This window comes from Streptosporangium sp. NPDC049644, from assembly GCF_040675205.1.
In the GTDB taxonomy this organism is placed as follows: domain Bacteria; phylum Actinomycetota; class Actinomycetes; order Streptosporangiales; family Streptosporangiaceae; genus Streptosporangium; species Streptosporangium fukuiense.
In genome coordinates, this window is record NZ_JBFAOJ010000013.1 from 120446 (window position 1) to 145312 (window position 24867).

Genomic DNA, 24867 nt, shown 5'->3' on the forward strand with positions numbered 1-24867 from the left:
GACGGCCGGCGGAGATAACGTCCGCCACCGCCACCCGTGATTCGACCGCTCTCAGCAGGTCACGGGGCCTGATCGGCCACTACACCGACGTCGTGCGTTCGACGATGTGACCCCCGCGGCCGGGTCGCGGTCATGACGAGGCCGGTGCTGCCGCGCCGGACGTCAGAGCCGCCTGTACGATGCGGATCGCCTCGCCCGTGTCGATGCCGACGCTGGCGATCACGGCCGCGTAGTCGGCGGCGGCCCGGCGAGCTCGCTCCCGGCTCTCCTCGCCGGCGGCCGAAACGAACGAGCCCGCCCGCCCGCGTGTCTCGATCAGCCCCGCCTCCTCCAGTTCCCGGTAGGCCCGGCCGACCGTGTTGACGGCCAGGCCGAGGTCGGCCGCGAGGTGGCGGATGGTCGGCAGCCGGGCGCCCACGGCCAGCGTGCGGTCCTGGATCTGCCGGGCGAGCTGGGCTCGTAGCTGCTCGAACGGCGGCACCGGCGAGGTCGCGTCGATGACGATCATCGGACGCTCATGACCTGTCGGGCCACCGTCGCGCTCGGCGGCGTCCTGAAGCGGAGCGCGACGAGGGCGACCATGCTCAGGATCACGTAGGCGACCGCAGCGGCGCCCCACCAGCCGGGCGCGGCGCCGAACAGCAGCACCATGGGCAGCGACCACTGCACGTTCGGCGTGGTGAGCTCGCGGGCGTCCTCGACGCGCATGATGACGTCGGCGGTGAGCGACTCCTCGTCCTCCGCCACGACCGGGTGCCGTAGCAGGTGGCGCAGCTGCAGGGCGGTGATGCCCGTCGCGCCGAGCAGGCCGATCAGCACGACGACGGCCAGCTGCCGCACGGTGGGGTCGGGAACGGCCAGGGCGCTGCCTGCCAACACCATCGCACCGGCGAACGTCACGACCGCGAAAACGGCGTACGGCCGGCCGAGCACGGTCCGCCAGCCGGGCTGGATCGGATGGGCGGCCCTGCGCGACAGCGTCGCGCCCGCCCGCTGGTCGACGCGTCGCACCCACCGGTCGAGCAGCGACTGTGCCAGCAGTAGCCCGGCCACCGACGCGGCCAAGGCCAGCAGCGGCAGCGGGCGATACGGCTGGAGGTCGCCGAAAGCGGAAGTGGCGGCCAGCGCGCTAACGATGATCAGCGTGGCCAGGATGACGTAGGTGGCCAGGCGGGCGCGGCTGCGGACCGCTAGCCGGCCGGCGAGCAGCGGGGTCGGGCGGGCGTCGGCCAGGCCGTGCCGGGCCAGCCACGCGCTCGCCAGTCGCAGATCGGTCGCACGCGCCGGCGGGCCGTCGTCCGGTAACGGCTCACGGGTCATAGCGCCTCCTTTTGTCGCAAGCTTTGTAGCATTATGTTGCGTCATACTTTGCGACAAAGTCAATGCCTCCTGGGCTCTCGTCGTTCCGGTGGCGCGAGCCCCGGCTCAGCGGCGGCCGTCGCCGTGGACCATCAAGTGGACGGCGGCCGGCGTCGTCACCGCCTCGGGCATCTCCTCCCTGGTGGCGGTGATTTCGAAGATGCACCGCGGCAGTGTGCGCCCCCACCCGGCCGTGGCGTCGGCGGCCTCTTCATTGGCCCTGACCAGCACCGCGCCGCCGTGAGCACCGATCGCCGCTGTTAGCATCCACGCATGTCAGATGACAAGGGTGCGATATTTGCGTACACCTCGGAGCGCGAGGCCCTGGAAGGCTTCCTCGACTACCAGCGCGAGGGGTTGCTCCTGACGATCGAAGGGCTCGACGATGCTACGGCGCGAAAGGCACCGACCGCGAGTTCGTTGTCACTACTGGGGCTGATCAAGCACGCCGCGATCTGGGAGCGCCGCTGGTTCCAAGTCATCATGGCCGGACGCGAGCTCCCCGAGAACTGGCCCGCCGTCAAAACCGACCCTCGCGACGCCGACATGATGGTCGACGAGAACGACACAGTGGACCACTGGGTCGCGTACTACCGGGAGCAGATCGAGGAGTCCCGCGCCATCGCGGCTTCGATGGATCTTGACAGTCCCTGCGCGCGCAAAGACATCATCGAGTGCAACGTGCGCACGTCCTGTTCCACATGATCGAAGAGACTGCGCGCCACGGCGGACACGCGGACATCATCCGCGAGAGCCTCGACGGCACCCGCCAGAGCTGAGCGTCATCTCGCCGGACGAACTCGGCCGATCCAGACGACCTGGACCAAGTCATCGCGGCCGTGCTCAGCAAACGATGTATCGTTCTCGCGGCCCTCATAGTGCTCATAGCCGCTACCTTGATCCTCACCGATTGGGAGTCTCTTCACGCGGCTCGTGGACCTTTTGACGGCCCCATTGACGCGACGGTCGCGGGTAGCCTGCCTGCCTTGTCTCCGCCACACTTGCGTGACCTTGCTGCTCAACCTCGGCGTGCCGCCCCAGGTCGTCCGAGACATCGTCGACCACAGCGACATCGAGGTGACCATGACCATCTACGCCCACGTCTCCCTCGACGACAAGCGCAATACCCTCGGCAAGCTCGGAGACGCCCTAGGTCGAATCAACCGACCGTTGATGCCCCGTCCTCAGATCAGGACGGGGCATCACACCGTTAGACGACAATCCCGGATCGGCCCGCAGAGTGGTGAACATCCGGGCGACAGAGGATCACCTCAGTACGACATCCACCTCGTGCTCCTCGAAGACGGTGCGGATGACATCGAAGTAAGTCGAGTCGGCACCCGCTCCCTCGAATGAGAAGGCGAGAGATTCCCGAGCAATATGCGAACGGTGCCAGACCAGCGTGAAAGGCGCCTCCGCCCCGAAACCCCCACACAGACAGTCGCTCAGCGCGTCGAGATTCCAACCGAAGTAACCACCCGGCCCGTTGACCGCCTCCCCGATCGCCAGGTAGAAGCTCACTTTGTCGGTGACGTGTGTTCCGTCGAGACCGTAAGTGCGTCCCGATGAGCGATCGGGGTGACCTGTCCGCCAGCGGCTGTTGTGGAAGACGATGGTCAGCCACTCTTCTCTGTCCGCCCCCGTGTAGCCGGCCCATTGATTGATCCGGTCGGGCCTGGCCGTACGCCAGCGCTCCCAGACATGCCGCGTACGAGAGGAGGGGACGTAGTCCCCACAGCGGGCGACCAGGTCCACCCGTTCACGGCCGAGCGGTGAGGGCCGCCAATTGATGATCTCGCCCATCCGGAACTCCGCGAGCGAATTCCCTGCCGTATCGAGTATCCGGAGCGCACCCGGCCCCAGCGGATTCCTCCGGCGGTAGCGCTTGGACCCGCTGAGGTAGTGACGCATCCGCTGGGAGGGAAGGCAACCCAGGATTTCGACGGTCCCAAGTTCGTCGTCCTCCGACTCCTCGACGAAGACGCCTTCGGCATCAATACAGGAGCCGCAGATCTGCTCATCTGCGTCAATCAGGAGGAACTTCGGCTGGACATCATCCACGTGTCTCACGCTCACCGGTAATCGGATGACGTTGCTGTCAGTGTTGCTGTCACTGAAGATCAAAAAAGCCCCGAACGATGATCGCTCGGGGCGTTTGTGCTGCTCAATCAGTGTGGTCAGGGGCGGGGTCGAACCGCCGACCTTCCGCTTTTCAGGCGGACCGATCACCCTGCTCCGCTCAACAGCTACGAGGTCAGAAGGCTGTGGACGGCTGCCGACGTCCCTACCACCGACGAACTTGATGAAGCAGTTGACCATGGTGAACGTTGCCGTCAAGATCGCCGTCGGCGTTCAGCGGGGAACGACCTGCGCCCGGACGCCGGGCAGGTCGTCGAACGCGGCGGACGAATCCATCGTGATCAGGATTCTGGCGGTGGCGGCCGCCGTCGCGGCGATCAGCAGATCGTACGCTCCCCGCGTCTTTCCCGACCGGCGCACATGCGCCAGAAGACGAGCGTGAACCCTGGCGACGTCCACCGTGTACTCCTCAACCGGAATCAACCCCAGAACCTCATCCACGAAAGCCTGTCGCCCGGGACGGCGCGCCTCATCCGCCAGCTCCACGCCGACGAGCAGCTCGGCCACGGTGATCGCGGCGACCGCCACATCGTCGGCATCCCCGATCACCGCGTCCACGGAGGCCCTGCCCCGCTCCGCCGCGATCAATACGCCGGTGTCCAGGATCAGGCGTCGGGCCACGTGCTCCTCATCTCGTCGTCGACGGCCTCCCGGGCCGCCGCGACATCGGCCTCGAAATCGGCGTCCAGCGTCCCCGCAGCTCTGGCCAGGAAGGCTTTGACCATACGTCCCGGCGCCGTGGGCGCGGGACCGATCACCGCGATCCGCTTACCTCCCCGAGTGACCACGATCGTCTCCCCTCGCTCGGCCTCGTCCAGAACGACCGCGAAGCTTCGAGATGCCTCGGTAGCAGTCATCACCTTCATGAAATCAGACTATCTGATTTTTAACGGGGGCTCGTTGATCGTTCTTACCGGCCATCGGACACCCTGGGTCATAGATGAACAGGGCTCGCGACTTTTTCCGTATCCGCAAGGCCGCCGGCCTCGGCGAGACGCGCTTTCACGACCTCCGGCACACCTGCGTTGCCCTGCCGCTCAACCTCGGCGTGCCGCCCCAGGTCATCCGCGACATCGTCGACCACAGTGACATCGAGGTGACCATGACCATCTACACTCACGTCTCCCTCGACGACAAGCGCAACGCCCTCGGCGGACATCGCACGTACACGAATAAAGTGTCCCAGAGGTCCTCCGGGACGCTTCATTGCCGACGCCCGTTAATAGCACCACTTTTCGCAATGGCGATGCCTGGTCGGCTCTGGTTCCTCACCGCACAGCAATGTGAGTCGTATCCGCTGCCGGGCCTTGCGCTCCGCCAGGTTGGCATCCTCACCGATGCCCGAATAGGACCCGCCCATATCGTGCCTGAAGCGGCGGCCATCCTGCTCCTGCAAGCGAAGCGGCATTGTGTTGTCCGTCCTGCTCACATTCTCATGATCCTGCGTTTGGGCGGGATCGTCCAGGACACGAAAAACCTGGGGGGTTCGAAGCAGCGGAGACGTTGCTGTCATCAGAGATCAAAAAAGCCCCGAACGATGTTCGCTCGGGGCGTTTGTGCTGCTCAATCAGTGTGGTCAGGGGCGGGGTCGAACCGCCGACCTTCCGCTTTTCAGGCGGACGCTCGTACCGACTGAGCTACCTGACCTTGGTGGTGGATCGAACACCTACCTGAGCGGTCCTGACGGGACTTGAACCCGCGACCTCCACCTTGACAGGGTGGCGAGCACTCCAAACTGCTCTACAGGACCTTGCTTGGCTGGGGCTTTTGTCCCCGGCCTTTCTGGCTTTGCCAGCCTACCAGTTCTTCGGAGGTCTTCGACCTTCCGTTTCCCTGGCGAGCCTTGGCTCTGCCGGTGCCCCCAACGGGATTCGAACCCGTGTCGCCGCCTTGAAAGGGCGGTGTCCTAGGCCACTAGACGATGGGGGCTCGGGACTCGCGTCCCGTTCCTTCGCCGTGCTCCGCTGGAGACCTCTGAAGCATAGGGGACTTTTGCCCCGTTGCCAAAGCGGCTTTCCGGCCTACGGCGTCGGTGTGACGGTGATGGACCCCGTTGGAGACGGGGCGATCGTCGGCACAGGAGAAATTGTACGGCCAGGCTCGGTCTCAACGTGACGCTGGATCTGAACCGACTGCTCACCGAGCCCTCCCAGGGTGATGTCGTCCCAGGCCCGCAGGCGGTGCGTGTCGGCGTCGAAGTACAGGACCGAGGCCGCGACGGGGGTGGGCTCGTCGTGTTCGAGGGCTCGCAGCCCGGCGCCGCCGGTGGATCCCTGGACCAGGAGGCGGCTGCCGGAGGGCAGCAGTTCGGTGGATCGCTCGTGCGAGTGGCCGGTGAGGATCATCGGGGCCGCGCCGGAGAATCCCTTGGCGATCGTCGGGTCGTGGACGGCGACCAGGTCGACCTGCTTGGGGAGCCGGGCCAGCTTGGCGGCGTGCGAGCGGCCCAGCGCGTCGAGGGATTCGAGGTTGGAGTCGACGGAGACGGACTTGTCGGGGGTGAACCGAGGGTCGCCCAGGCCGTAGATGCGCAGCCCCGCCACGGTCTTGGCCGAGTCGTCGAGGACGACCGCGCCCTTCTGCCTGCGTACGGCCCGCTGGGTGGTCATGGAGTCGTGGTTGCCCCTGACGAAGACGTACGGGACGCCGAAGGTGCCGATCTCCTCGACGAACTTGTCCTCGGGGCCGGTGCCGTGGTCGGTCAGGTCGCCGGTGTCGACGATCGCGTCGATCTTGAACTGGGTGGTGATCGAGCGGATGAGGTTCCAGGCGATGGGGCTGAGATGGATGTCGGAGACGTGCAGTATCCGGATCGAGGTGGGGTCGGCGTCGTAGACCGGCAGCGCGGAGACGACGTCGTAGAGCTGGGAGACGTTGTTGACGAGCTTGGCGAGCTGGACCCGGTAGGACTCGAACCTGGTCACGATCGACTCGGCGTCGCCGACCAGTGTCGGCGCGTTGGCCAGCAGGCCGGTGTACTTGGGCTCCACCACGGAGTCCGGCCGGAAGGTCAGGGCGACGGCAGTGCCCGTGCCGGCGATCGCGACGGCGACGGCGAGCGTGCCCGCGAGGGCGGGTCCTGGGCGGCGGAAGACGATCAGAGAGGTGACCAGGGCCCCCGCCAGGCCGCAGAAGGCGGCGCGCATGATCAGCGTCCTGACCCCGTTGCCCAGTTCCTCCTCCAGGAGCGCCGGGAGCCGGTCCGCGGAGAACCTCGGGTCGTCCAGGAACCCGCGCGCCCGGTCGGGGTTGATGTTCTCCAGGGTCACCCGGAGGCCGACCGGGGCGTTGTGCGTGTCGAACAGAAGTGTGCCGAAAGGGTGAGCGTCCAGCACGGTCTCCCCGGTCCACGAGGGCTCGGCGGACATGCCGAGCTCCACCGGACCGACATTGGACCGTACGGCCCCGCCGAGCATGATGCCGAGCCACGCACCCGCCAGTGCGACGGCCGTGACGGCCGTACCGCGGGCGATCCGCCTGCCCGCGCGACCGGTGGCGAGCCGGCGGGTCCTCTGGGTCCAATCAGCGAATTTCATGGGCCTCCACCTCGCCCCGGGATCGCCGGGGCAGAATGACAGGTGTGATCGAGATCTCGCGGGAGAAGTTCGAGGAGCTCGTGGCCGAGGCTCTGGACACCATCCCCCCCGCGCTGACAAAAATGATGGACAACGTGGTGCTCGTCGTCGTCGACGACCCACCCGAGCCAGATCTTCTAGGTCTTTACACCGGCATTCCCCTCACCGAACGTGGCGGCTGGTACGCAGGAGTGTTACCCGACCGGATCGAGATCTACCGCAGGCCGATCTGCTCGATCTGCGAGACCGAGGAGCAGGTCATCGAGGAAGTGCAGATAACGGTCGTGCACGAAATCGCCCACCATTTCGGCATCGACGATGACCGGCTGCACGAGCTGGGCTGGTAACTAGCCCTGCACAACACATCAAAACCACCGTTCCTGAAATATCACAGCTTATCATTACGGTTTGCATGCGCTTGATTGCTTTCGGTTGCGCGTCGGCCCCACAGCAGGCACCGTAGGTTACACAGTGAACACCCACAGTCAGTGTGCCTGCGAGCTCAGCGGAGTCCTATGGCGGCGACCAAGTCCGGCCGACCACCCGGGCGGCACCGCCGTCCGGCGGAACGCCAAGCGACCTACGGCGAGGTCATCGCCATCGGCGAGTTCCGCGCGCTCTGGATCGGCCAGGGGCTCTCCCTGCTCGGCGACCAGCTCTCCCGGGTGGCGCTGTCCGTCCTGGTCTTCGAGCGGACGGACTCACCCCTGGCCACGGCGTCGGTCTACGCCCTGACCTACCTGCCACCGATCATCGGCGGGCCGCTCCTCGCGGGACTCGCCGATCGCCACGCCCGACGGCGCATCATGCTCGTCTGTGACGTGCTCAGGGCCCTCCTGGTCGCGCTCATGGCGATCCCCGGCACCTCGTTCGCCATGCTGTGCGTGCTGGTCTTCTGCGTGGTGCTGCTCAGCGCGCCGTTCTCGGCGGCGCGGGCGGCGCTGCTGCCGGAGCTGCTCACGGGCGACCGCTACGTCGCGGGCTCCGCCCTGCAGAACATGACCAACCAGGGCGCGCAGATGCTCGGCTTCGCCGCCGGCGGCTTCCTGATCATGGGAATGGGGCCGTATCGCGCGCTCGCCCTGGACGCGGCGACCTACCTGGCCTCCGCGCTCATCATCGTCTCGGGTGTACGGAGGCGTCCCGCCCCCATCTCCGCCGACGAGAACCGGCCCTCGATGTGGACGATGACCCGCGCCGGCGCCAGGCTGGTCTTCGGCGACCCCCGGCTACGGACGCTGGTGCTCTTCGCCTGGCTCTGCGGCTTCTACGTGCTCCCCGAGGGGATCGCGGCCCCGTACGCCGGTGAGCTGACCAGAAACCCCCAGCAGCTCTCCCTGGTCACCGGTCTGCTGATGGGTGCCATGCCCACCGGTACCGTCGTCGGCGCGTTCCTGTTCAGCCGCTACGTCAGCCCGTCGAACCGGCTGCGGTCGATGGGCTGGATGGCGATGCTGACCTGCGCGCCGCTGATCCTGTGCGCGGCACGGCCGCCGCTGCCCGTGGTGCTGCTGCTCTGGTTCGCCTCGGGACTGGGCGGGGCCTACCAGCTCGCGGCCAACGCCGCGTTCGTGCAGTGCGTCCCCGCCGAGCGGCGGGGGCAGGCATTCGGGCTGGTCCAGTCGGGCCTGCTGGCCTCCCAGGGCGTCGGGATCCTGGTGGGCGGGGCCGCGGCCGACCATCTCGGCCCCGAGATGGTGGTGGCACTGGCCGGCGCGACCGGACTCGCCGTGGCGGTCGCGCTGGCCGTGCTCTGGAGGGGATCCCGCAAGGAGATCATCGAGAGGGTTCGCGCCGAGGCGAACTCCTGACTCACCCCTGGGAGCGGGGGTCGTCGCTACGCGGCGGCACCGTGCCGTACGGGGCCGAAGGGGGCTGGGGAGCCTGGTAGGGGGGATACTCGGGGGCCTGCTGGTGCGGAGCGCGGTGCTGGCTGGTGGCCTTGGCCCAGCCCTGCTCGGCCTTGGTCTTGGCGTCCACCCAGATCGGGTTGTCCTTGTTCTTATCGATCAGGTCCTGGAGGACCGACCTGTCCTTGTTCTCCTCGGGCAGGAGCACCCAGCCGATCGCGTAGATCGCCACCCCGAGACCACCGAAGAAGGTGGCGATGGCGAGGGCCGCACGGATGATGTTGGGGTCCACTCCGGCGTAGCGTCCGAGGCCGGAGGCCACGCCGGCGACGATGCGCCCGTCCCTGGTTCTGCGGAGCTGCTTGACGCCGGAAAAGTCGTTTTCGTTCATGTATTAAGACTGCCCCGTGGCGGGTCCTCATCACATCGGGACTTCCCCTGGCGCAACCCTGACATCCACCCTGTTCGTCCCGGCAATACCCTGACAGGGCCGAACAGAGAGGAAAACCCATGGACGACCTCCTGCGTATCGACGACACGCTCTCCGAGGAGCAGCGGCTCATCCGCGACACCGTGCGGGACTTCGTCGCGGACCGGGTGCTCCCTCATATCGGTGACTGGTTCGAGGAGGCCGTCTTCCCCGCCCGCGAGCTCGCCCCGGCGCTCGGCTCGCTCGGCGTGCTGGGCATGCACCTTCAGGGGCACGGCTGCGCGGGCCTCGACGCCGTCTCGTACGGGGTGGCCTGCCGCGAGCTGGAGGCGGGAGACTCCGGGCTGCGGTCGTTCGTCTCCGTGCAGGGCTCGCTCGCGATGTTTCCGATCTGGAAGTACGGCTCCGCCGAGCAGAAGGACGAGTGGCTGCCCCGGATGGCCGCGGGCGACGCGATCGGCTGCTTCGGCCTGACCGAGCCCGACCACGGCTCCGACCCGGCCGGCATGCGCACCCACGCCAAGCTGGACCCCTCGGGCGACTGGATACTCAACGGCGCCAAGATGTGGATCACCAACGGCTCGATCGCCGACGTCGCGGTGGTCTGGGCGCAGACCGAGGACGGCGTCCGCGGCTTCGTGGTGCCCACCGACACCCCCGGCTTCACCGCCCCGGAGATCCACAAAAAGATGTCCCTGCGGGCCTCGGTGACCTCGTCGCTCTACTTCGACGACGTCCGCCTGCCCGCCTCCGCCGTACTTCCCGGGGTGCGCGGCCTGAAGGGCCCGCTGTCCTGCCTGTCCGAGGCGCGCTTCGGCATCCTGTGGGGCGTGGTGGGGGCGGCCCGCGCCTGCCTGGAGTCCGCGGTCGACTACTCCACCTCCCGTATCCAGTTCGGCAGGCCCATCGGTGGCTTCCAGCTGACCCAGGAGAAGCTCGCCTGGTCCTATGTCGGACTGGGGCAGTCACAGCTCACCGCGCTCCATCTGGGCCGCCTCAAGGACGCGGGGACCCTCACTCCCCGCCAGGTCAGCTTCGGCAAACTCGCCAACGTCCGCGCCGCCCTGGACATCGCCCGCCAGGCACGCTCCATCCTGGGCGGCAACGGCATCACGCTGGAGTATCCGGTGATCCGGCACATGAACAACCTGGAGAGCGTGCTGACCTACGAGGGCACCCAGGAGATCCACACGCTTGTGCTCGGTGAGGCTCTGACCGGCATCCCCGCCTACCGCTGACGCTTCCGCGTCGCGTACGCCCGAGGGGCCCGGGTCCGGCGCGTTCGGGCTACCTCCGGCGGGGGTGGCGCTGGGGCAGGCCGCAGGGGCGCCACTCGGGGGCCTGGGCGGCCCGCTCCAGCTTCTCCGCCCAGGAGACTCCGGTACGCAGGTAGAAGCGGAACAGCTCGGCGGCGGCGCGGGCGTCGGCCAGCGCGGCATGGGCCCCGAGGAGCGGGATACCCGCGCGCTCGCAGCAGGCGGCGAGCGTCCACCGGCCGTCGGGGATGAAGCCCGGTGCCAGCCGCTGCGTGCACAGCGTCTCGGTCACCCACTCGCTGCCGGGCAGGTGCCGCAGGAAGCGCAGGTCGAAGGAGGCATTGTGGGCCACCAGGACCCGGCCGGCGATCCGCTGCCAGACCTCGTCCAGCAACTCCTCGATCATCGGCGCGCCCGCGACCATCGCGCCGGTGATGCCGTGGACGTGCACGGCCCCGGTGCCGCGCCCCGGATCGACCAGCGAGTGCCACTCGTCGACGGTCTCGCCCTGGGCGTTCAGCGAGACGAGCGCTATCTCGCAGATCCGGTCGCCCCTGGAGGGCGAGAAACCGGTGGTCTCCACGTCGACCACGACATACCCTTGCCGCGTGGAGACATGTGCGCTGCGGGCGGGCTCAAGCCCCGAGCTCGTCATGCCCGCCACTCTAGGAGCCGTTCCCGCCCTCCACCTGCCGTTCCGCAAACAGGTGACCGCGAATAGGCCTGGCGACGGACGTTAGTGGACACTATCCTCGGTACGCTGTCACCTGCGGGGCGTTAGCTCAATGGTTAGAGCTGCGGACTTTTAATCCGTAGGTTCTGGGTTCGAGTCCCAGGCGCCCTACCGCTGCCTGACCTGGCGAAACGATCGATTAATGATCGCCAGGTCAGGCCCGGTGACAGCTTGAAGGGATTGCGGAACCTCGCGGAAATCCGTAAGTCAGCCGAGCCCCGGGCGCAATGAAACCCCCGCCGTGGCGACGGAGGCTCGCGCCCGCACCTGACGCCTACTTCTCGTCGATCACACCCACCGGGCCGCTGTAGACGAGCAGGAACAAGTCGGCCGGCAGCAGTATGTCAGCCACCTCCACCACCCGATCACCCGCCGGATACCGGCGATCGACCGTGATCATCACACTGCCGGGCGGCTGCTCCAGACGAGCACACTCCTCCGCCGTGCCCAGCCGCGCGCCGACGGTCTCCACGAAGCCGTCGACCACCACGCCGATCGCGAGCATCCGCTCCACCACGCCATGACCGCCGTGCGGCCCCTCCTCCGGGACGACGACCGCCGTACCGCGGGTCACCTCAAGCGGCTCCCAACTGGTGCTCAGCATGACCGGCTGCCCGTCGGCTTTGAACACGTAGCCGGTGCGCATGACATCGGGCCGGCCGTCGCCAGGATCGGCCAGGCCGAGTCGCTCGCGGACGTCGGCCGGTGCGACGACGGTCCGGGAGTCGTAGTCCCAACTGCCGCGGCGCCCCTGCCGCTCCATGTCCGCGGCGAACGGGCGCCCCCTTGCAGGTTGCGATACCAGCTGCGCACCAGGCGTTGCAGCTGAGGGCGAGCACGAACATAGGTGCCCGACCCGTCTCGGGCCACTGCCGGCCCCTCAGCGATCAGAGTGCGGGCGACGCGAACTGCTGTGCCGTCGGAAATCCCGTACTGACGCATCAGCTCCGGGCGCGACGGAAGACGACTCCCAGGCGGGAGCTCTCCGCTGGCGATCCTCAGCCGGAGCTCTTCCACGATCTGCATGTACAGCGGGCGATTCACCAGTACACGTTGACCAGCTTGCAAATTGTGGAACCAGGAAACACGCCTGAGTCCACAATCCAAGGTGGTCCACCATGCCTGTCCAAACGACCCCGTACACGACAAGCCTGCCCGGCATCGCCGACTCCATCCCAAGCGCGCAAGCCTGGATCCGCAGCGTCGTCGCCTCCACCGACCGCTCCACCATCGCCGACGACGTTGCTGGCCGCTACCAGCCTTGCCGTCGCGGTCCTGCTCATCATGTACGCCGCGGCCCGCTCGCCCCGCCCCGCCGTTATGCGCCTGTGCGCCTACGGCTGCGCGGTCACCGCGATGATCACGATCCTCAGCATGACCGGGTTCTGATCGGTACGGCTGGCAACCGGATGCCAGCCATACCTTCGTCCCCACTCAGCGGGACGCGAGGGCCACACAGGTTAGCGCCGATAACCGATAGTGACGGCCAGCGCCCGCACACCAGACACCCGAGGATGCCGGGTGATCAGATCCACTGCCATCGCGCGGATGCCTGGCCGAGCGCGCACTTCCCCGAGCGACTCCCGGCACGCATTCAGCAACGCCGACGCGGTCTGCTCAGGCTTGCCCCACTGCCACCACGCCCGCGCCAGGTCGGTGTACAAACGCCCCCGCCGCTCGGGGGTAGGCAGCTGGCTGGGGTGCACGCCACGCCCCGCGCGCAGAGCCGCCCCTGCGTCGCCGAGGGACCAGTGCACGCCGATCTCATAGAGGCTGACGTGCGCGCTGGTGAACGACTGACCGGAGTCCGCGGGGGCAGCCGGTTGGCGACGCGAACAGCTTGCCTGATCATGCCGAGAGCACGATCCCGATCTCCTGCCTGCGCGGCAGTGTAGGCGCAGGTGCACAGCATCTGGGCGTAGGCGGCGGCGCGGGCCGACGTATCAAGACCTGCGGTTTCCAGACGGTGAGTGGCCTGCAGGGTGAGCCGGTCGGCGATCTTGTGACGGCCGTCGTGGCGCAGCACGATGCTCAGCGCACATGCCGAGGTGGCCATGCTGATCGGGGAGCCGGACAGACCCGCGAACGTGCTGGCGCGGTCTGCAGTGATCCTGCTCGCCTCGTATCGGCCGATCTTGCTCAGGGCCTCGGTCGCCACGTCGTAGCATGCGGCGGCCTGCGCGTAGGCGGCCGGCGTCGTTCGGGTTTCGGCCGCTTCGTGGGCCAGGGCGAGCATGTCGGGCAGCTCGGTGACAAGCTGGGCGAGATCGCCGCTGTCGAAGTTGGCTCGGGCCCGAGCCAGCCGAGCGGCGATCTGCGCTGAGACGGGAGGGCTCGACGGCGTCGGCAGGACCGCTAGCGCGTCATCGAGCTGGGAGAGCAGGTGAGCGGGGATAGCGAGCCCGGCGGCGCATCGAGTCGTCCTCCTTCGCTTGATCCGTCGTTGCTATCACCGTAACCGCCGGAGCGATCAAAGCACCGAGGACATATCCGGGCACTCCGGCTGCCTCGGCGACGTCGCGCAGCATCTGAAGGTCGACCCCGGCCCGCTTTCCCGTCTCCAGCCGGGAGATCGTCGACGCCGAGTAACCCGCCGCCTGCCCTAGGTCGGATTGCTTCCAGCCCCATAGCTGCCGCGCGAACCGGATGACGCCGCCGACATCGCGGTTGTCGATCAGCGCTCGAAGCCGCGGCGACCGCCATTGATGATCGTTTGCGCTTTCGTGTGTGCTCTGTTGCCCGCCCATCGCGGCTCCCAGTGTCACGACACACTTGTCCCTGCTCACCGTACGCTCACAGCCCCGGCCCGGCGGGCTCGTGTGCAGATTCTGCACACGGCGTGCAGGTCTGGCACGCGCGCTGGTCGGGCGCCGGCATCGGCGCTCATCTGGCAGCGGGCCGACCACGGCACCGCCTCGAAGGGAGCTCTCGCCCATGACCCTGACTCAACAGGTGGCCTGCACAGACGTCACCATCGACCCGGACCTGCTGGACCGCATACGGCACGAGCTCCTCGCCGTCCCCGCCGACGACTGGGTGGTCGGCTACGGCCAGTACCAGTCGGGCGGCTGGGGAACCCTGTCACTGCTGAACGCGACCGGTCGCGCCGCCGACGTGACCATCTCCTCAGGCATCCGCTGGCCGGCAGGTACCGGACCGAGGCGCGGCTCCCGGACCGCACACCGGCTCCGAAGCTGCGCTGGCACGGCGAAGGGGCAGGCTGGGTAATCCTGATCTTCGACGACGTCGCCGGGACTCACCCTGACCTTTCCCCCGACTCGCCCGACATCGACACCACGGTCACCGCTCTGTCGGCGATGACCGAGATTCTCACTCCCACTCCTGTGCATGACCTACCGCCCGCCTCCGCTACTCGCGGACAGTGGTTACGCGGCTGGGCGGAGCTGTCGCAGTCGCCTCCCGATGAGCTCGGGCAGTGGGAGCGCCGCCATCTGCCCGCGCTGACCGACCTGGGGTCTCGGTGGGTGAGCAGCGCGGACGGCGCCACGCTGGTACACGGCGACGTTCGCCCGGACAACCTGTTGATCACCTCGGCGAAGACCGTGATGGTCGTCGACTGGGCGCAACCCTGCAACGGGGCAGCTTGGCAGGACATCGTGGATCTGATTCCCCATCTGATCATGGCGGACCATACTCCCCGGGCGGCGGAGGCAGTCTTGGCCGGCGTCCCAGTATGGGAGGCCGTCTCACCTGAAGTGATCACCGGCTACGCGGCGGCCTACGCCGGGTACTGGGCGCGCGTGGCTCGCCGGCCCGTCCCTCCGGGCGTGCCCAACCTGCGGGCTTACCAGCGGCGAGCCAGCCAGGCCGCACTCGCCTGGACGAGGTACCGCGTTGGCGGGGTGGGGCAGCAGAGGTTATCGGCCGCCGCTACGCGGTGAACCTCAACCTGAGAGCGGCGAGGCCCGGCTTACGCTCAAAGCGTCATACACGAAAACGCGCGTTACAAAACACAAAACGGCCCTCGCGGTGCAGCAGTCCACCGTTACGGATCCGGCGGGTTCTGCAGCCGACGCGCGACCTCGGCGGCGAGGGCCTGGACGTCGACCATGCCGTCGGCCTGCTCGCCCAGGTCAGGACGGAAGGTGTGCTTGCAAATTCATTGATCATCAGCGAACGGGTGAAATGTCAGTAAAGTGCGTTCGAAAATCATCTGGATGAGGTGCTGATGTTACTGAATATCCTCGACGTCGAGGCGACCTGCTGGCCTGGTCGTATCGCGCCACCCGGTCAGATCGCAGAGATTATCGAAGTCGGCCTGTGCGTCGTGGACCTCACCACTCGGACTCGGGTGTCCCGGCACCGGATTCTCATCCGGCCGGAGCGTTCGACGGTCACAGATTTCTGCACTGAGCTGACTGGTCTTACCCAGCGCGAGGTCGACCAAGGCCTCTCCTTCTCCGAGGCGTGCGCCCTGCTCATCAGCGATCATGAGGCGAGAACACGGCACTGGGCGAGCTGGGGCGACTTCGATCGCAGGCAGTTCACCGAACAGTGCGCCGCCGCAGGCGTCTTTTACCCTCTCAGTCCTTCTCATACCAATGCCAAACAAAAATTTGCCGCCGCCTACGGTCTTTCACATGGGCCCGACCGCCCCGAAGCCTTCCGACTCGCCGGCCTTCCCTTGGAAGGCAAAGAACACCGTGGAGTTGACGACGCCTGGAATGCCGGCGCCCTGGTGCTCAACTTGGTCGCACGCAATGCCTGGCTCTGACCACAGCGAGCCCGCGTATCACCACGTTCTCCCTCAGTGGTGCCCCCCCCCGGCTATCGCCTGACTGTTGGTGATCATCGCAAAGGGTTGGGGGCGATCGGCGGTCCAAGGCTTCGTGCCTCGGCCCTGGCCCACTGGACAGCGTGGCCGACCTTGTTTCGCTCTGACGGCACGGTGGGAACATCGGAGATTGCCGAAGACACAGCGAGCGGGCCAGATTCCGATACGGGTCCGGAACAGCCGGCCGTCCTCGGCGACGCCGTACCTGTCGATGTGCTCGCGCAGGATGGCCACCGGCTCCGGAGGGATCGGCACGGTCCGGGTGGCTTTCTCGTCGCGGTGCTCGAGCCCTCGTTCGTCGTTGGACTCCCCCGAGTCGGTGTACGGCCCGCCGCCCGCTCCGCCCGGCGGGGTGTGCGGCGTGGGCGCCGGTCCCGGCCGGCGGCGGGAACACAGGCCGCCCGCCGCACCAGACCTCACCCACCGGCCAAGGACGCGCCGTCACCGGCCCCGCCACCGCGTCCACACAGAGGACGGGCTCCGGTGGCCGCCCGGTTCCCGCCATCGTGGCCAAGGCCTGTATCAAAGATCTTGTGACAGGATCGCGGGATGCTGCGACTCACCGATTTCATCATCGACTGCCCGGACACGATGAAGCTGGTGGCCTTCTACTCCGAGATGACGGGCCGCCCGATCAAGGAAGGCAGCCACGAGAACTGGGCCGGCATCAAGTTCGGCGAGGTCGAGCTGGCCTTCATCCGGGTGGACGACTATCGCGCACCGCAGTGGCCCGACAGCGAGCACCCCAAGCAGTTCCACCTCGACTTCGAAGTGGACGAGATCGAGTCCGAGCAGCGCCGCGTCCTCGACCTCGGCGCGACGCTGCGGCAGGACTTCATCGGCCCCGACGGCTACGGCTGGCGGGTCTACACCGACCCGATCGGCCACCCCTTCTGCCTGTGCCGCAACAAGGGCGTCATCTGGACCGACCAGGGCCTGATCTGGCCCAAGCGCGACTAGGCCTGTATCAAAGCCATATGCCCTACTGCGTGACGACTTTGAGACAGGCCCTAGCTATGGGTCAGCCACCACACCCATACAGGTCGCGATCGCGCTGTGGCTGATCACCGAACCGGTTGACGGCGATCGAAGGTCCGGGCTTCCTTCGTCAGCCTGGCCCACCGTCTCGGAGGGCGTGGAGGGTGCACAGGCCGAGGAGGCGGGGGCCACTGGGCACGAGACCGAGAGGCCGAATCTCAGGTGCATCCGTACTGGTTGACTCCATGATCGTCGTGCCGGATTCGCGCCAGACGCAGCGGGCGATCATGGTGAATCACGGGGAACAGCGGGGAGTCACACCGCCCCTAGCAGGACCTACGATTCCGCAGGTCAGCGCACGAAGATCAGTGGCCGCTTCCCAAGCTGATGGCTTCAACTCACCGGACGTGGCAGCTTCGGGTAGTGCAGGACCTCCACGTACATGATCCGTCCCTCAACGACGTCAAGGATCAGATCACCTCTCGGCGGAAGCAGCGGCACGCATCTGAGCCCGGGCCCGTACGCTCCGTCCGGCCGCTCGGCCGTGTAGAAGCTCTGGCAGAAGTCATCACCGCATCCACACTCCTCATAGAGTTGGATGTCCCAGGCGGAGACGGCGAGATCCTCCTCCCCTTCAGCAGCGGGGCGTTCCCCTCCCTGGAACAGGTGTTCGGCACGCCGCCGTCGGACTCCACCATCCGGCGGGACTTCTGATCAGCTGCGCCTTCGAATCGCCCGAGCCAGAGCGCGCGTGCGGCGGCACGTGTGGGACCTGATCGCCGCCTAAATTCGAAGAGTGACGATCGCGCGCTATCAGTGAGCCGGGAGACCGGGTTCAGCGTACGTTTTCGTCACGCTGATCTCCTTCACGACGCTCGCATCATAGTCGGCTCGGTGGATCCAGGATCAGCCGGAGCAGTCCTGAGCAGAGGTGACGGAGGTCTGGACACGATCGTCACCGACTTTGACCGCCTCGACGTGGAAGCAGCTTCTGAGCACGCCGCCTCCGAAGGACTCCCGCGTCGTGGCGACCGTCTCGACGCTGACCCGGACCCTCGGCCGTTGCTTCGTGATGCGCGACACGAGCACGTCGTAGGTGTTGCCGAGGTTGCGGATCTGCTTATCCGTCGGCCATCGGCCGGCGACCAGGGCGCCCAGTTCGCCGGCGAAATCGTCGGCGAGCCTACGGGTCTTCGCAGTGGCTTGTGCCGTCGTTTCTTCGTGCTGACGATGGTAGAGCAGGGTCCATCCTAAAGGCGCCACGACGGCGACGACGATGAGGACCAGGAGCGCGAAAAAGGCCAGTAGAAAGAAGCGTTTCGAGTTGGTGGTCATGTGAACCTCCAGCCGTCGCCAGTCTAGTCCTCTCCGGACCGCTTCACGCGAAAGGACCGCCCTGGACGGGAATGGACCTGCCCAGGGCGGGGGGCGTCACCAGCCGGTGTAATTGATGGTGGCCAGATGGCTTTGCAGGACTTCTGCGTAAGCCGTCGTTCCCTGCGTGTTGGGGTGCACGCTCTCACGACTGACGCAGCGTGGCGCCTCGTTCTTCCACACGCATTGGGGGATCGTCGGGAAGTCCCCGCCCTGCCCGGTTCCTTGTTTCGGCACGACGAACCAGCTTCCGTTGGCCGCGTTCGCGCAGATGCCATGGCTGTCGAACTTGGCTATGGGGTTGGCGTAACTGACCCCCTCGGAAGCTCGGGCGGTGACCAGGGCCGCCTGTTTGGTGGCGGCGTAGTCGGCGAGACCGTCGAGCATTTCTCTCTCATCGACGTTGAAATAGTAGAGCGCGGCCTCGCAGAGGCTGTTGCCCTTGTCGGCGGTGGTCATCAGCCTCGGGTATCCCATGAGGACAATGGATGCCTTCTTGGCGCGCGTGCCGTTCCCCACTTTCGTGGCGACGCCGGACAGGACGGGCCCGACCCAACTCATGGCATTGTCGATGTCTGTCTCGCGGTTCGCCTTGTATGCCGCGTCGCTGCAGTCGACGGGCAAGGCGCAATCGGTGAGTGCAGGCGCGAAGCCGGCGTCGTTCCCGCCGAACGTCATGGTGACCAGTGTGGTGTTCTCGTCCAGGTACCCGGCTTCGAGTTGGGAGACCTCCCGGTAGCGTCCGTCGGCGTTCCCCACGTAGGTATCCCAATTGTACTGGTCGCTCCAGTACGACGGTTTGCTTTCGAATTGGCGGAAGGCGAAGGCTCCGGAACAGGCGAGGAATGCGAAGTCGAGACGAGGGTCGAACCTGTCGGCGAGCGCACCCACGGTCTCCGTCTCACCGGGGAGGACAGTCTTTCTGGCCCAGGCGTTCCTGCTGCGGCGACAAGCGTTCCAGCCAACCTTCAGGTAATTGTTGTCTGTCTCCCTGTAGTAGTCACCGGCGCCCTCTCCAGACGAGAACGAGTCGCCCATGGCCACAACGAAATGTTTTGGTTTTCCCGGGAGCTTTTGGAAGGCGATGGCGTCCCAGGCGATGGGGAAGGTTCCGTTCCCGTCGAAGTTCAGCGTGCTCAGGGCGACCTTCGGCACGCCGTCGAACTGGAATGCCCCGAGGCTCTGCCAGGAGTTCTCCTCACGTCCAACGGACAGATACCGAGTATGGGTGGTTCCGTTGCCAAGATCGATGGTGTACGGGGCCTGGTGGGACTCGGCCCGCCGTTTGGGTACGTGCACGAGGACCCGGGCCCAACCGTGGATCGGGTTGCTCGAGTCGAGGGCCCAGGTGCCCTTTACCTCCATGACCTGGCCGTTGTTGGCGAGGTTGCGGGTGTAGCCGAACCATTCGTGACCGCCGAATCCGTTGCCGAGTTGCTGGAAGTCGGCTCTGGCCGGTACGCGTCCGGCCGCGTCCTGACCGAACTCGAAGGTGAGGGTGCCGTTGTTGGTCCATCCGCTGTTGTCGCAACCGCCGCGGATCGCCGGAACGGACTTGAGCACATCGTCGACGACGAGGGCACCGGCGGGCAGCCCAGATGTCAGGCACGGTGTCCAGTGGTCGGTCGGCTCGTCCCGTTCCTTGGCGGCCCATGTGTTGTCGTACCGGATGTACGCCTCGTTTCCGCAGGTGGCGGCGCAGTCGGATTTCCATGCCTTCGGCATGTGCCACCAGCATTTGAAGTCGCTTCTCATGCAGGTGCCGTTGGTCACGGTGCTCCCGCTCGATGTCCCCGGGAAGCAATCGTTGTCCTCGGCGCCGCTTCCTGCGGGTGCGATGTAGCAGAAGGCATTGATGTCCACCGCCCAACCGCCCGCCGCGCCGAGCGTGGGGACGATCTCCCTGCGCAGGCTGTCGCTTATCCACCATGGCGCGTTGTAACCGGCTTGGTCGGCCCACTTCTCCTGGGTGGCGTCCCAGTACGTCTTGGCGATCGGCCAGGCCGACCAGCCCAGCACCTTCTCCTGATAGGGCCACCACTGCGGATGCGACGCGTCCGCGTAGTTGTTGCCGTCGAGGAAGGGGTAGCGGCCCGCGTGCCAGTCCGGGTTGGTGGGATTGTTCGCCCAGCCGACGCCCCAGGCTCCGTTGTTGGGGTTGCCATTTGAGTCGTTGCCGTCCTTGGCCGATTTGGGGTGCCAGCCGGAGTTGTACGCCCACACGGCGAAATACCAGTTCTCGATCTTGGACGGGTCGCCATTGTTGATCTTCGCCTGGCCGCCGGTGTCCTGCAGAATCTCGTTCCACTTCGACGCCAGCGTCTGCATGCCCGCCGCGATGTTGGTCACATAGTCGAGGGCGACGGCCTTCTGTTTGTCCGGGGGCCACAGGGTCTCTCCCGGCCGGGCGTGACCCGCCTTGCGCATGTGGTCGGTCTGCTGGCTGATGCCGTAGCCGCAGTCAGCCTCGGAGAAGTCGACTTCCCAGTCATTGGAGGGGTTCGTGTCATACAGCTTGAGCCCGTAGTAGTTGCCGATCAGCGGATTGCCGGTCTCGCCCTCCAGCACGTTGCGCTGCGCTTGCCAGAGGTTGGATTCCTGGGCCAGGACACCAAGCATGATCGATACTGGGATCCGTCCGCCTCCGATGAGGTCGGGCGCGGGGAACATGTCCTGCGGGTTCCATGGAGCCAGCCCGGACCCCTTCCACGAGGTCGTGGCGGTGCCACGGGTGATGTTCAGCCGGTCCTTGAAGACAAGCTGGTCCACCGCCCACTCCACCTGGCGCCAGTGCGGCTGGTAGACCTGGATCGTCGGGTCGTTGCGCGGCACTGCGCAGGTGTAGCCCGTGTCCACCGTGCCGCCCGTCGAAGCCGCGACCGAGGCACCTTCCGGCGCCGGACGTGCCACGGCCAGCCGGGGGTTGACGGCGCGGCCCGTGTCCGCCTGCGGCGACACGCGCGCCTGCGGCGACACTTCGAAGGCGACCTCAGCTCCGGTGGCCACCACCCGGGCCGTCACATCCACCGAGGACTCCCCGGACTTGTCCGCGCTGGGACCGGAGATGGCGGTGTCCTTCGGGTCACCGAGCCGACCGGCCCGCAGGCTCCTGCTGGCCGCGCTCTCGACCAGCAGGCCGCCGTCCGAGGAAACCTCGGCGTGAGGAGGCGCCGGCAGGATCGAGACCTCGTGCGGCAACGACCCCACTTGCTCCGCCTCCCCCAGCAGGAAGACCTTGCCGTTGTCGCCGGAGCGAACGGAGAGCTTGCCGAGAGTTCCCGTCGCCAGCGTACGAGTCGAACCGGCCCGATAATGGCGTACGGTCACCCGCGCCCCGTGCTGCTCCGCGAAGGCGACGCCCCCGTCGGCGGTCGGGCGCAGGTCGAAGGGGACAGAGTCGGCCGTGGCCAGCCGCTTGATCTTCCCAGACGCGGACACCTCGACGAGTTGGTTGCCTTTGGCCGCGAAGACCTTCGTGCCCGCTGCCACCGCGGAGGTGACCTGACCGGCGGTGATGACCCGTTCGGCCATCGCCTTCTTGGCGGTGTCGATACGCAACAGCCCGGTGGATGCGCGCCCTTCGATCGTGCCCTGTGTGAGGACCGCCTGATCCCCCGATCCGCAACCGGGGTTGTAGTAGGCCAGGCTCGTCTGCTGTTTGAGCTTCGTGACCTCGCCCGTGTCCACGTCGATGATCGCGGCGAACGCGCCTCTGCTGAACAGGTGCGGTCGGTTGGTGAAGTGGCGCGGGGCGTAGACCGCGACGATGCTCTTACCTGAGCCGGTGACGCAGACGTTTCCGACCCACTGGTTGGTGTCCATGCCCGGCTCGCTGAGCGTGGCTACCGTGCGCCACTGGTAGCCCGAACTCTGCTCGGCGGCCAGGACGTGGAAGCCGCTCGCGTCACCCGCCGAGGTGACCGCCACGTCCTTTGATGTCCGCCAATCCTTCGGCAGGAGCCGATCCGCCTGATCGGCCTGGATCGCCGAGCGGTCCGGGGCCGGCGTTGGCGAGGGCGGGGCCGTTTGTTTGGTGGGAGCATCTACGGCGTCGGCGGTACCCGCGGGTAGTAGCCCGGCGACGACGACGGCCGCTATGCATAAGGCACGCGAAGGAAGACCCTTTCTGGACAATGCAGGCTCCATGCTTTGAGGGGCTTACAGGTTGTCGGTCATGGTCACGGACTGTTCGATCGTGAGGCTGTTCTGGGTGAGGCATGCGTCCTGCAGGTGCGGCCGTTTACGGAGTGACCAGACCGCCCTCGATGGGGTTCGGTTCGGAAGGCATAGACCGTGAACCAGGTGCGCAGCCAGCGCGGCGCCGAGTCGCTGATAAATGGCGACGAACAGGGCGCAGCCATCGCTCCAGCTGGACTTTTCAGCTCACCGCGGTCATGGTGATCGGCCGGCCCGCTCGCCGTGCGCCTCCATCGTGGGCGTGGCTCGTGTGCCGCCCAGGTGGCCTATTCATGCAGGAATGCCCCGACTTCTCAAGCTGCAGGCTTTCCGAGACGGTTGTGCGGGAACAGCGTAAAGGGACGCACCAACCTCCGCTATTCCCACACAGCGTTTCCGTTTGCAGGCATCTCACCTGAGGCGCCATCTTGATCCAGACGAGGTTCAGCCGGCCTTGATGATTGCCTTGGCGTTGTTGACCCAGTCGCCGAAGATGCGCTTGGACTCGTCGATCTTGGCTCGATTATCGTCGAGTAGTTGCTGTTCGTACGCCTTCCGGACCGTCTTGTATACCCCCACAAGATTTACTTTGCTCTGGCAGTTCGCGTCAGCTACGGCCACTCGTTTTTCCTCGGCCGATGCGGGTGTACCAGCGTCACGCGACTGCCACCTGGAATCATTTTTCGAGGTGACCGGGTGCTGGTATGACGTCATACCCGCGTCATGCATGCATGTGCGCCATGCAGTGATCGCTGCTCGTACTCGACTGTCCCCCAGTGCGCGTGAGCGCGAGCCGACCGCAAGACTCCGAGGGTCGGCGGGCAGGGCGCCGCCGGCCTTGCCGTAGATGCTCTGATCGGCCTGACGCACACATCCTCCGGCCGGGACGGCACGTCCTGTCATGGTCTGAGCCGTACCGCCGTAGAATGCGGCCTTTTCCTCGGGAGTGGGCTCGTGCTTCGATTGGGCGTCGGTTGGGGCAGTTTTCGCCGAAGGGAGGCGTGGGTAGCCCGACTCGGCAGCGATCTCGGGATCCAAGTATTCGAAGTTGTCGAATTCACGATAATCCTCCGGACGCCACGTACGAATAGTGCTGGCCGTCCACTGAGCAAAGCCGAGCGACCGCATACATGTGGCCGCTGCGACATCCTGAGCTTGGTCGATGATCTTGATGTCGCTCATCGACGTGAGATGGGAGTCGAGCGGCATCGGTACATGGGTGGAATTCGTGACCTTCACGATCTCACCTAGCACGGGCTCGCGCACTTCTCCGGGCGGACCGACGGTCGAGCGCACATCGGAAGGAACCGGAGGTCCCACGGTCGAGTCAGTCCTAGCGAACGCCGACCGCTGCTCCTGGGACAGTTGGGTAAAAAACCCTACAGCCGCGACCGCGGCCGTGGCCACAGCCGCTGTCGCGACGGCTGCAGCGCTCCCTCGCCGAAGTGTCATGCGCCGTTCCTCCTCCAGTAGCACCTGTGATATATGCCGCTGCTGTCGCCGTAGACGCACCGGTCCATGTGGAACTGTGTCGTGTAGAGACCGTTCACAGAAGCTGTGGAAAAATTTACGCCGAGGGTAGCCTGGTAGGCGTTTCCGGAACATCCCGGCAGGTTCACCCACATGTTGAACCACTGGCCGTAGTAGTTACTGTACTCATCGTCGAAGCGCCAGTATTGCTGCGTCTCGTTCACCCACTGATACTGCATCGGAGTGCTGCACCCGCCGTCGCTACCCGGACCCGTATGGCTGTCCCAGCGATCGAGAACCTTCCCGCTGTTGTTATTCACTAGATAGTAGTAGCCGTTTGATATGTGATGGTCCGACCACCACTGGTTGGCTGAGCCGCTGTTTGACGGGTACGCGATAACGTTAGCCAGATTCGCCGTACTGGAGGCTTGTACCTCCAGGAACAAGTAGCCCAGCCCGTAATTGCCGGCGGTCCCCCACCTGTTCACCGAGTCGGCGTGGGCAGCATTTCCAGGAAACACTGTGAGCGCGGCAGTCGCCACTGCCAGCACTGTTGCACCTAGTCTGGATACGGTGCGGCGCATACTACCCTTCAGCTGCACTTCTCCTCCTCTACTGTCCTGTATGGCAGGTGCGATACTGAGGAAGAAAGCTGGAGGTTATGCCGGATCGGAGATCACGAGTCCGGTCTCGGCGATGAACCCGTCCAACAGGTCGGACCGGTACTGCAGC

The 24867-nt window shown here is 66.3% G+C and carries 25 protein-coding genes, 5 tRNA genes and 3 pseudogenes; 13 read left to right on the plus strand and 20 right to left on the minus strand.

The genetic code is table 11. The annotated features are described in order from the left end of the window. Positions 1-130: 130 nt before the first annotated feature. From AB0J58_RS10475 to AB0J58_RS10485, 3 genes are all read right to left on the minus strand, one after another. Complete coding sequence (locus tag AB0J58_RS10475; protein ID WP_364213040.1) at positions 131-508, minus strand: GntR family transcriptional regulator; 378 nt, start codon at positions 506-508, stop codon at positions 131-133. Continuing rightward, positions 505-1320, minus strand: coding sequence for a hypothetical protein (locus AB0J58_RS10480; RefSeq protein ID WP_364213043.1), 816 nt, complete (start codon positions 1318-1320; stop codon positions 505-507). Before AB0J58_RS10480 ends, AB0J58_RS10475 begins: the two co-directional genes overlap by 4 nt. Positions 1321-1425: 105 nt before the next feature. Then, on the minus strand, positions 1426-1626 hold the full coding sequence (locus AB0J58_RS10485) for a hypothetical protein (protein ID WP_364213046.1): 201 nt from the start codon (positions 1624-1626) through the stop codon (positions 1426-1428). Between the two features lie 6 nt (positions 1627-1632). On the opposite strand from AB0J58_RS10485, the pseudogene AB0J58_RS10490 reads away from it, so the two are divergent. Further along, positions 1633-2138 (plus strand): annotated as a pseudogene (locus tag AB0J58_RS10490) (DinB family protein). A gap of 154 nt (positions 2139-2292) precedes the next feature. Further along, positions 2293-2715 carry a tyrosine-type recombinase/integrase gene (locus AB0J58_RS10495; protein WP_364213049.1) on the plus strand — a complete coding sequence of 141 codons (423 nt, stop codon included), beginning with the start codon at positions 2293-2295 and terminating at the stop codon, positions 2713-2715. On the opposite strand, the gene AB0J58_RS10500 is transcribed toward AB0J58_RS10495, so the two are convergent. From AB0J58_RS10500 to AB0J58_RS10515, 4 genes are all read right to left on the minus strand, one after another. Further along, positions 2626-3420 (minus strand): barstar family protein, encoded by a 795-nt coding sequence (locus AB0J58_RS10500; RefSeq protein ID WP_364213052.1) that lies wholly within the window; start codon positions 3418-3420, stop codon positions 2626-2628. The two genes, AB0J58_RS10495 and AB0J58_RS10500, sit on opposite strands and share 90 nt — an antisense overlap. 113 nt (positions 3421-3533) lie before the next feature. Then, positions 3534-3599, minus strand: a tRNA-Phe gene (locus AB0J58_RS10505). A gap of 112 nt (positions 3600-3711) precedes the next feature. Next, positions 3712-4119: a PIN domain-containing protein gene (locus AB0J58_RS10510; RefSeq protein ID WP_364213055.1), complete on the minus strand. Its 408-nt coding sequence runs from the start codon at positions 4117-4119 to the stop codon at positions 3712-3714. Next, the gene (locus AB0J58_RS10515) at positions 4104-4364 is read right to left on the minus strand and encodes a type II toxin-antitoxin system prevent-host-death family antitoxin (RefSeq protein WP_364213058.1); all 261 of its coding nucleotides are present in this window, start codon (positions 4362-4364) and stop codon (positions 4104-4106) included. Before AB0J58_RS10515 ends, AB0J58_RS10510 begins: the two co-directional genes overlap by 16 nt. 74 nt (positions 4365-4438) lie before the next feature. On the opposite strand from AB0J58_RS10515, the pseudogene AB0J58_RS10520 reads away from it, so the two are divergent. Beyond that, a pseudogene (locus AB0J58_RS10520) lies at positions 4439-4564 on the plus strand (hypothetical protein); the annotation flags it as partial. Positions 4565-5071: 507 nt separating this feature from the next. Here AB0J58_RS10520 and AB0J58_RS10525 read toward each other — a convergent pair. The 4 genes from AB0J58_RS10525 to AB0J58_RS10540 all read right to left on the minus strand — a co-directional run bounded on the left by AB0J58_RS10525 (position 5072) and on the right by AB0J58_RS10540 (position 7034). Next, positions 5072-5145 (minus strand) — tRNA-Phe (locus AB0J58_RS10525). 28 nt (positions 5146-5173) lie between these two features. Beyond that, positions 5174-5248 (minus strand) — tRNA-Asp (locus tag AB0J58_RS10530). 106 nt (positions 5249-5354) lie between these two features. After that, positions 5355-5427: transfer RNA gene (locus AB0J58_RS10535), tRNA-Glu, on the minus strand. Positions 5428-5519: 92 nt separating this feature from the next. Continuing rightward, positions 5520-7034 carry a metallophosphoesterase gene (locus AB0J58_RS10540; RefSeq protein WP_364213061.1) on the minus strand — a complete coding sequence of 505 codons (1515 nt, stop codon included), beginning with the start codon at positions 7032-7034 and terminating at the stop codon, positions 5520-5522. 44 nt (positions 7035-7078) lie between these two features. Between AB0J58_RS10540 and AB0J58_RS10545 the strand changes: the two genes are divergently transcribed. Together AB0J58_RS10545 and AB0J58_RS10550 are read left to right on the plus strand one after the other, a co-directional pair. Beyond that, entirely contained in the window at positions 7079-7420 is a 342-nt protein-coding gene (locus AB0J58_RS10545; RefSeq protein ID WP_343963276.1) for a metallopeptidase family protein, read from the plus strand. Between the two features lie 168 nt (positions 7421-7588). Then, the gene (locus AB0J58_RS10550) at positions 7589-8884 is read left to right on the plus strand and encodes an MFS transporter (RefSeq protein ID WP_343963275.1); all 1296 of its coding nucleotides are present in this window, start codon (positions 7589-7591) and stop codon (positions 8882-8884) included. 1 nt (position 8885) lies between these two features. Here AB0J58_RS10550 and AB0J58_RS10555 read toward each other — a convergent pair whose 3' ends face one another. Next, positions 8886-9314 carry a PspC domain-containing protein gene (locus tag AB0J58_RS10555; RefSeq protein ID WP_364213064.1) on the minus strand — a complete coding sequence of 143 codons (429 nt, stop codon included), beginning with the start codon at positions 9312-9314 and terminating at the stop codon, positions 8886-8888. Positions 9315-9433: 119 nt separating this feature from the next. Between AB0J58_RS10555 and AB0J58_RS10560 the strand changes: the two genes are divergently transcribed. After that, positions 9434-10591, plus strand: a complete 1158-nt coding sequence (locus tag AB0J58_RS10560; RefSeq protein WP_364213067.1) for an acyl-CoA dehydrogenase family protein — start codon at positions 9434-9436, stop codon at positions 10589-10591. A gap of 49 nt (positions 10592-10640) precedes the next feature. Here the strand turns inward: AB0J58_RS10560 and AB0J58_RS10565 are convergent, their stop codons facing one another. After that, positions 10641-11264: a 3'-5' exonuclease gene (locus AB0J58_RS10565; protein WP_364213070.1), complete on the minus strand. Its 624-nt coding sequence runs from the start codon at positions 11262-11264 to the stop codon at positions 10641-10643. Between the two features lie 116 nt (positions 11265-11380). On the opposite strand from AB0J58_RS10565, the gene AB0J58_RS10570 reads away from it, so the two are divergent. Continuing rightward, positions 11381-11453: transfer RNA gene (locus AB0J58_RS10570), tRNA-Lys, on the plus strand. A gap of 163 nt (positions 11454-11616) precedes the next feature. On the opposite strand, the gene AB0J58_RS10575 is transcribed toward AB0J58_RS10570, so the two are convergent. Both AB0J58_RS10575 and AB0J58_RS10580 read right to left on the minus strand, forming a co-directional pair. Next, positions 11617-12105 (minus strand): UTRA domain-containing protein, encoded by a 489-nt coding sequence (locus AB0J58_RS10575; RefSeq protein ID WP_364213074.1) that lies wholly within the window; start codon positions 12103-12105, stop codon positions 11617-11619. 137 nt (positions 12106-12242) lie between these two features. Beyond that, positions 12243-12368 (minus strand): annotated as a pseudogene (locus tag AB0J58_RS10580) (GntR family transcriptional regulator); the annotation flags it as partial. 216 nt (positions 12369-12584) lie between these two features. Between AB0J58_RS10580 and AB0J58_RS10585 the strand changes: the two are divergent. Both AB0J58_RS10585 and AB0J58_RS10590 read left to right on the plus strand, forming a co-directional pair. After that, on the plus strand, positions 12585-12731 hold the full coding sequence (locus AB0J58_RS10585) for a hypothetical protein (RefSeq protein ID WP_364213077.1): 147 nt from the start codon (positions 12585-12587) through the stop codon (positions 12729-12731). Between the two features lie 451 nt (positions 12732-13182). Then, complete coding sequence (locus AB0J58_RS10590; RefSeq protein WP_364213080.1) at positions 13183-13665, plus strand: hypothetical protein; 483 nt, start codon at positions 13183-13185, stop codon at positions 13663-13665. Between the two features lie 40 nt (positions 13666-13705). Here the strand turns inward: AB0J58_RS10590 and AB0J58_RS10595 are convergent, their stop codons facing one another. Beyond that, on the minus strand, positions 13706-14089 hold the full coding sequence (locus tag AB0J58_RS10595) for a helix-turn-helix transcriptional regulator (RefSeq protein WP_364213083.1): 384 nt from the start codon (positions 14087-14089) through the stop codon (positions 13706-13708). Between the two features lie 187 nt (positions 14090-14276). On the opposite strand from AB0J58_RS10595, the gene AB0J58_RS10600 reads away from it, so the two are divergent. The 4 genes from AB0J58_RS10600 to AB0J58_RS10615 all read left to right on the plus strand — a co-directional run bounded on the left by AB0J58_RS10600 (position 14277) and on the right by AB0J58_RS10615 (position 17097). Beyond that, positions 14277-14570, plus strand: a complete 294-nt coding sequence (locus AB0J58_RS10600; protein WP_364213110.1) for a hypothetical protein — start codon at positions 14277-14279, stop codon at positions 14568-14570. 2 nt (positions 14571-14572) lie between these two features. Then, positions 14573-15244: a phosphotransferase gene (locus AB0J58_RS10605; RefSeq protein WP_364213107.1), complete on the plus strand. Its 672-nt coding sequence runs from the start codon at positions 14573-14575 to the stop codon at positions 15242-15244. 287 nt (positions 15245-15531) lie between these two features. Then, the gene (locus tag AB0J58_RS10610; RefSeq protein WP_364213086.1) at positions 15532-16077 is read left to right on the plus strand and encodes a 3'-5' exonuclease; all 546 of its coding nucleotides are present in this window, start codon (positions 15532-15534) and stop codon (positions 16075-16077) included. Between the two features lie 609 nt (positions 16078-16686). Beyond that, entirely contained in the window at positions 16687-17097 is a 411-nt protein-coding gene (locus AB0J58_RS10615) for a VOC family protein (protein ID WP_364213089.1), read from the plus strand. Between the two features lie 924 nt (positions 17098-18021). On the opposite strand, the gene AB0J58_RS10620 is transcribed toward AB0J58_RS10615, so the two are convergent. The 4 genes from AB0J58_RS10620 to AB0J58_RS10635 form a co-directional block, all read right to left on the minus strand. Then, positions 18022-18450 carry a hypothetical protein gene (locus AB0J58_RS10620; protein ID WP_364213092.1) on the minus strand — a complete coding sequence of 143 codons (429 nt, stop codon included), beginning with the start codon at positions 18448-18450 and terminating at the stop codon, positions 18022-18024. A gap of 96 nt (positions 18451-18546) precedes the next feature. Continuing rightward, positions 18547-22416: an SGNH/GDSL hydrolase family protein gene (locus AB0J58_RS10625; RefSeq protein WP_364213095.1), complete on the minus strand. Its 3870-nt coding sequence runs from the start codon at positions 22414-22416 to the stop codon at positions 18547-18549. Between the two features lie 693 nt (positions 22417-23109). Beyond that, entirely contained in the window at positions 23110-23904 is a 795-nt protein-coding gene (locus tag AB0J58_RS10630) for a hypothetical protein (RefSeq protein ID WP_364213098.1), read from the minus strand. Between the two features lie 209 nt (positions 23905-24113). Beyond that, positions 24114-24737, minus strand: coding sequence for an RICIN domain-containing protein (locus tag AB0J58_RS10635; RefSeq protein WP_364213101.1), 624 nt, complete (start codon positions 24735-24737; stop codon positions 24114-24116). Positions 24738-24867: the final 130 nt, after the last annotated feature.

Bases quoted from the DNA above. Each gene is read 5' to 3' on its own strand.
- AB0J58_RS10515 (WP_364213058.1), bottom strand. From the start codon at position 4,364: ATGAAGGTGATGACTGCTACCGAGGCATCTCGAAGCTTCGCGGTCGTT.
- AB0J58_RS10565 (WP_364213070.1), bottom strand. From the start codon at position 11,264: ATGACGAGCTCGGGGCTTGAGCCCGCCCGCAGCGCACATGTCTCCACG.
- AB0J58_RS10560 (WP_364213067.1), top strand. From the start codon at position 9,434: ATGGACGACCTCCTGCGTATCGACGACACGCTCTCCGAGGAGCAGCGG.
- AB0J58_RS10595 (WP_364213083.1), bottom strand. From the start codon at position 14,089: ATGGGCGGGCAACAGAGCACACACGAAAGCGCAAACGATCATCAATGG.
- AB0J58_RS10550 (WP_343963275.1), top strand. From the start codon at position 7,589: ATGGCGGCGACCAAGTCCGGCCGACCACCCGGGCGGCACCGCCGTCCG.
- AB0J58_RS10540 (WP_364213061.1), bottom strand. From the start codon at position 7,034: ATGAAATTCGCTGATTGGACCCAGAGGACCCGCCGGCTCGCCACCGGT.
- AB0J58_RS10600 (WP_364213110.1), top strand. From the start codon at position 14,277: ATGACCCTGACTCAACAGGTGGCCTGCACAGACGTCACCATCGACCCG.
- AB0J58_RS10480 (WP_364213043.1), bottom strand. From the start codon at position 1,320: ATGACCCGTGAGCCGTTACCGGACGACGGCCCGCCGGCGCGTGCGACC.
- AB0J58_RS10620 (WP_364213092.1), bottom strand. From the start codon at position 18,450: ATGACCACCAACTCGAAACGCTTCTTTCTACTGGCCTTTTTCGCGCTC.
- AB0J58_RS10610 (WP_364213086.1), top strand. From the start codon at position 15,532: ATGTTACTGAATATCCTCGACGTCGAGGCGACCTGCTGGCCTGGTCGT.
- AB0J58_RS10615 (WP_364213089.1), top strand. From the start codon at position 16,687: ATGCTGCGACTCACCGATTTCATCATCGACTGCCCGGACACGATGAAG.
- AB0J58_RS10575 (WP_364213074.1), bottom strand. From the start codon at position 12,105: ATGGAGCGGCAGGGGCGCCGCGGCAGTTGGGACTACGACTCCCGGACC.
- AB0J58_RS10485 (WP_364213046.1), bottom strand. From the start codon at position 1,626: ATGCTAACAGCGGCGATCGGTGCTCACGGCGGCGCGGTGCTGGTCAGG.
- AB0J58_RS10475 (WP_364213040.1), bottom strand. From the start codon at position 508: ATGATCGTCATCGACGCGACCTCGCCGGTGCCGCCGTTCGAGCAGCTA.
- AB0J58_RS10555 (WP_364213064.1), bottom strand. From the start codon at position 9,314: ATGAACGAAAACGACTTTTCCGGCGTCAAGCAGCTCCGCAGAACCAGG.